Here is a 4,663-nt window from a genome sequence, read left to right as displayed (position 1 = left end):
AGAGAACAGGCCTTGTTTAGTAGTAATCAGTGGCGTTTTGCAAGGACAGGTTTGGATATGCTGGTTTTTACGGTTTGTCGGTGTGATTCTATATGATGTAAAACGCGGGTGGTTTTGCAAAAGTATTCCTTTACGCATCTGAATCCGGCATTGAAGAATTACTATCGCCTAAAAATGGTTGATAAGGGTCAAAGTTTCGAGTATCGTCGTGTTATCGCTATTTCGCTAAAAAATGATTCTATGGCTTCGTCAGTTAATGCCGAGAGCAAAAGCTATGTGTATCCTAATCCTGTGTACGGGACAAATTATTAATTATAATAACGGATTCAATATAAAGGTAATTAGGCTATTTGACCTTCCGGGTAGAAAATTGTTTGGGGGGACCTACGATAATCGAAGTGGTTTGGACTTTTCTAAATATTCCTCAGGACACTTTATACTAACCATTGAGACCGGAGACTGATCAAAATCACACCATAAGATAATTAAGGAGTGAAACATTGGAAATATGGGACTTTTTGACTTGATCCGGAATATCCCGAAAAGCAAAAATGCCCGCAAATCATTGATTTACAGGCATTTTAAAAACTTCTAAATGGGAGGGAGACGGGTCTCGAACCCGCGACCTCTAGAACCACAATCTAGCGCTCTAACCGACTGAGCTACAACCTCCGTTTGAGGACACAAAATTAGTAAAAGGTTTACAGCTTCCAAGAGAAATTTAAGATTTTTTTTCAAAAGCTGTAAACCTTTTCTTATCGCCTATTGCTTATTTCGATGCAACATAAAGAGCGTCAGCGGCTTTCCAGTCCACTACGTTCCAGTATGCGTCGATATAATCAGGACGTTTATTTTGATATTTCAGGTAATACGCGTGCTCCCACACGTCTAAACCAATGACAGGCGTACCTTTTGTTTCAGCAATATCCATTAATGGATTGTCCTGGTTTGGAGAAGATGTGATCGCAATTTCGCCATCGGCTTTCACGATTAACCATGCCCAACCCGAACCAAAACGACCGATTGAAGCCTTTTTGAACTCATCTTTGAAAGCTGCAAAAGAACCGAATTTAGCCGTGATCGCTTTTCCCAGTTCGCCTGTTGGTTCTCCACCGCCAGTTGCAGAAAGAGATTTCCAGAAGAAAGTATGGTTCCAGTGTCCGCCGCCGTTGTTGCGAACCGGTGCCGGTGCTTTGCTGATGTTCGCAATAATTTCTTCTATTGTCTTACCTTCCAACTCAGTGCCTGCTACTGCTGCATTCAAATTGGTAACATATGCCTGGTGGTGGCGATCGTGGTGAATCTCCATGGTAAGCGCGTCAAAATGCGGTTCTAACGCATTGTTTGCGTAGGGTAAAGGAGCAAGTGTAAAAGCCATTATGAATAAGGTTTATTGGTTATTAAATATGATTTATAACTTGATTAACAGCAGAACACTTCTTTATGTTCTTAATCGCTTAAAAAACTTCAGTATCAGCTCCTGGCTTTCATCGGCCAAAATACCGTTTTTTAGCTGCGTTTTAGGGTGCAAAACGTTTTTACCCAATCTTGAAAACCCTCTCTTGTCATCGGAGGCTCCATAAACAACACGTTTCATTTGTGTCCAGTACAAAGCGCCCGCGCACATCACGCAGGGTTCCAGGGTTACGTACAAGGTGCAATCCTGCAAATACTTTCCACCCAAATATTCCGATGCCGCGGTTATCGCCAGCATTTCGGCATGAGCCGTCACATCGTGCAGCCTTTCGGTTTGATTATATCCCTTCCCGATTATTCTTTCTCCTGCTACAACAATCGCGCCAACGGGGATTTCTCCTTCTTCGTAGGCCAACTGCGCCATCCGTAAAGCCTCAGCCATGAAATAATTGTCCAGAAAATCAGCAGTCATGTGGTAAATCAAAAGAGAAAACAACAGCCAAAACAAAAGCGGGAAGCAATATACTCCCCGCTTTTCAATATTTCACTAATAATATCAGGGTTTAAAAATTCGTTGCACCGAAGTCCGGTCGCCATTTTGAACCTTTAACAGATACATTCCGGATGGTTTTTGCGAAAAATCAACCTCCGTAATTTTCTGCCGGATTGCTTTTTTCGACAAAGAGCGACCACCCAGATCAAAGATTTCAACGACTGCCTCTTTCGCAGAAAGTGTCGACGTAATCTCAACGGTACATTTATTTTCAATCATCGTCGGATAAATTTTCAGCCAGTCAGCCGCAGCAACAGGCGGTTCCGTACCCAATACCGGATCAACCTGTACCCGGAAGGTTCCCGTCGCTCTACCGACACCGCAGGCATTGGAAATTGTCGTAATTTTATAAATACTGGTTGTTTTAGGCGAAATTTTAACAGTCAATGGCGTGCTGCTGGTTGAAATCAGCGTATCCTTTGCCCCGTCATTCAGGTTCAGCGTCCAGGGTCCATCGCCTGTCAGCGCAATTTTCAGCGAGGCAATTTCACCCATATAAATATTCGCAGGCCCACTGATCGTCGCCACCGGTAAAGGAGCAACCATCACTTTTACAGCGCTCACACTACCGGGTACAACTTCCCCTTTTCCCTCGCTAACAACCCGGATAAAATAACTACCGCCTTTAGTCGTATCAGGCAAAGTAGCTGTCATTATATTTCCACTGACAGTCGATGGAATGGATACAAATTTGGTCACATCATTGACCGTCGATATTTGTGCGACAAAGGCATTTCCTACCGGGAAATTACCCGATTGCTGGAATTCAACCGTAAACGCCTTTCCGCCGCACAACTGTGATACCGAAGGAATACCGGTGGTGATCGTCGGGATCAATACTGTGACCAGCGCAACACCATTCTGAATTCCTTTTCCGCAGGTATTGGAAACCTCGGTAACCACATAATTGGTCGTAACCGTAGGACTGACCTGTAATTTCAAATTCGCATTGCTGGTAGAGGCGGTTTGACCATCAGACAAAATGTATTTCCAGGGTGCATCACCTGTAAAATCAACGTTGATTGTCGCTGTTTGCCCAAGGGCGATAGAACTATTTCCCGATATGGTCGCAGACGGAAGCGGTTTGATGTGTATTTTGATTTCCGCTTTTGCACTCTCACAGGTATTCGCTCCTGTTTGGGTAACATAAAACGAATAATCATCAACCTTCTCCGTAAACGGCGTCAATGGCGAGGTACGTGGGTTGGTATCATTTAAAGTTAAATACCATTTAAGCTTATCACCAGTGGCTGACAATGGAGATGCGGTTGCCCCCAAACAGTATTCAACCGAAGATGTTGAAACCGTTGGTTTTGGAGTAACGTTGATTTTAACATCAATTTTCGCCCTGTCGCTCGCACAACCGTCTAGTGTTTGTCCAACGTAATACGAAGTTGTTCCTTCGTTATCGGTTGAGGGTGTTGGTGCGCTTGGCGAAGCATTGCCACCGGTTGCATTTGTTCCGTACCAGTTTAAAGTACCCGTTGCAGATGGCGTTGCGGATAAAGGCGAAGCAGTTACGCTCTGGCAATATTCTACCAATGATTTCGCAATGGTTGGCGCAGCTGGTACCGGCTTGATGGTTACATCCAATTTAGCTCTTGGCCCTTCACAGCCACTTGCGTCAGTCTGAGAAACATAATAGGCAGTCGTTGTAGCAGTTGGTGGTACAGGTGCGGTAGCAGACGCCGTTCCACCCGTTGCGGCAGTACCATACCAATTTAATTTTGATCCAACAGCAGGCGTGGCAACCAGAGCTACGGCCGTAACATCCTTGCAATAACTAACGTCAACAACTGCGGGAGCAGCAGGAAGCGCCTTTACAGTAACAACGATGGCAACTCTTGGGCCTTCACAGCCATTTGCATTCGTTTGGCTCACATAATAGGATACGGCTCCAACAGCGGTTGTCGGCGGAACAGGAGCTGTTAAGGAGGCAGTCCCTCCCGTTGCGTTTGTTCCATACCAGTTTAAAGTATTTCCGGTTAAAGCAGTCGCTGTTAACGCCACAGCAGTAGCGTCTTTGCAATAGCTCAAAGCAGTAACAACCGGAGCAACTGGCAACGCCTCGGTTACTACATCTATTTTTGCACGTGGGCCTTCACAGCCATTTAATGTCTGACTAACATAATAAGAAACAGTTCCAGCTGCGGCAGTTGAAGGAATTGGTGCAGTAGCAAGCGCCGTACCATTCGTCGCAACGGTATACCATTTTAAGGCTGTACCCGTTGCCGTTAAAGCAACCGCAGTTTCTCCTATACAATATTTTACAGGCGTAACCACCGTAGGAGCAGCGGTAGCGCAGGTAACCACAACATCAATTTTTGCACGAGGGCCTTCGCAGCCTCCAACCGTCTGGCTAACATAATAAGAAATTGTCCCAACAGCAGCAGTCGAGGGAACTGGCGCCGAGGCAAGTGCTGTGCCATTCGTTTCAACCGTATACCATTTTAAAGCGGTACCGGTAGCCGTTAAAGCAACGGCTGTCGCGCCCACTGTATAATTGACAGGGGTTGTTACTGTCGGTGCTAACGTAGTACAAGCGCCAACGACAACATCAATCTTCGCACGGGGGCCTTCACAGCCGTTTAATGTCTGGCTAACATAATAAGAAGTGGTGCCCACGGCAGCCGTCGAGGGAACTGGTACAGAAGCAAGTGCTGTGCCGTTCGTTTCAACCGTATACCATTTTAA

At 45.5% G+C, this 4,663-nt stretch carries 3 protein-coding genes and 1 tRNA gene; all 4 read right to left on the bottom strand.

The annotated features are described in order from the left end of the window. Positions 1–597: 597 nt before the first annotated feature. Positions 598–673, bottom strand: a tRNA-His gene (locus RB622_RS29065). A 96-nt stretch (positions 674–769) separates the two neighbouring features. Further along, complete coding sequence (locus RB622_RS29060) at positions 770–1,378, bottom strand: superoxide dismutase (protein ID WP_308050341.1); 609 nt, start codon at positions 1,376–1,378, stop codon at positions 770–772. 63 nt (positions 1,379–1,441) lie between these two features. Beyond that, a complete protein-coding gene (locus RB622_RS29055; protein WP_308050340.1) occupies positions 1,442–1,888 on the bottom strand; it encodes a nucleoside deaminase in 447 nt (148 codons plus the stop codon). Positions 1,889–1,972: 84 nt separating this feature from the next. Then, positions 1,973–4,663, bottom strand: a 2,691-nt coding sequence (locus tag RB622_RS29050) for a T9SS type A sorting domain-containing protein (protein ID WP_308050339.1), incomplete at its 5' end; no start/stop codon positions are given.

The sequence above is a fragment of the Dyadobacter sp. LHD-138 genome (assembly GCF_030929615.1).
GTDB lineage: Bacteria > Bacteroidota > Bacteroidia > Cytophagales > Spirosomataceae > Dyadobacter.
The sequence above is the reverse complement of the archived record's forward strand: the minus strand, read 5'-3'. Positions and strand labels throughout refer to the sequence as shown.

What these genes read in the sequence shown, in the direction of transcription:
- RB622_RS29060 (WP_308050341.1), bottom strand. Translation starts at nt 1,378, where the DNA reads ATGGCTTTTACACTTGCTCCTTTACCCTACGCAAACAATGCGTTAGAA.
- RB622_RS29055 (WP_308050340.1), bottom strand. Translation starts at nt 1,888, where the DNA reads ATGACTGCTGATTTTCTGGACAATTATTTCATGGCTGAGGCTTTACGG.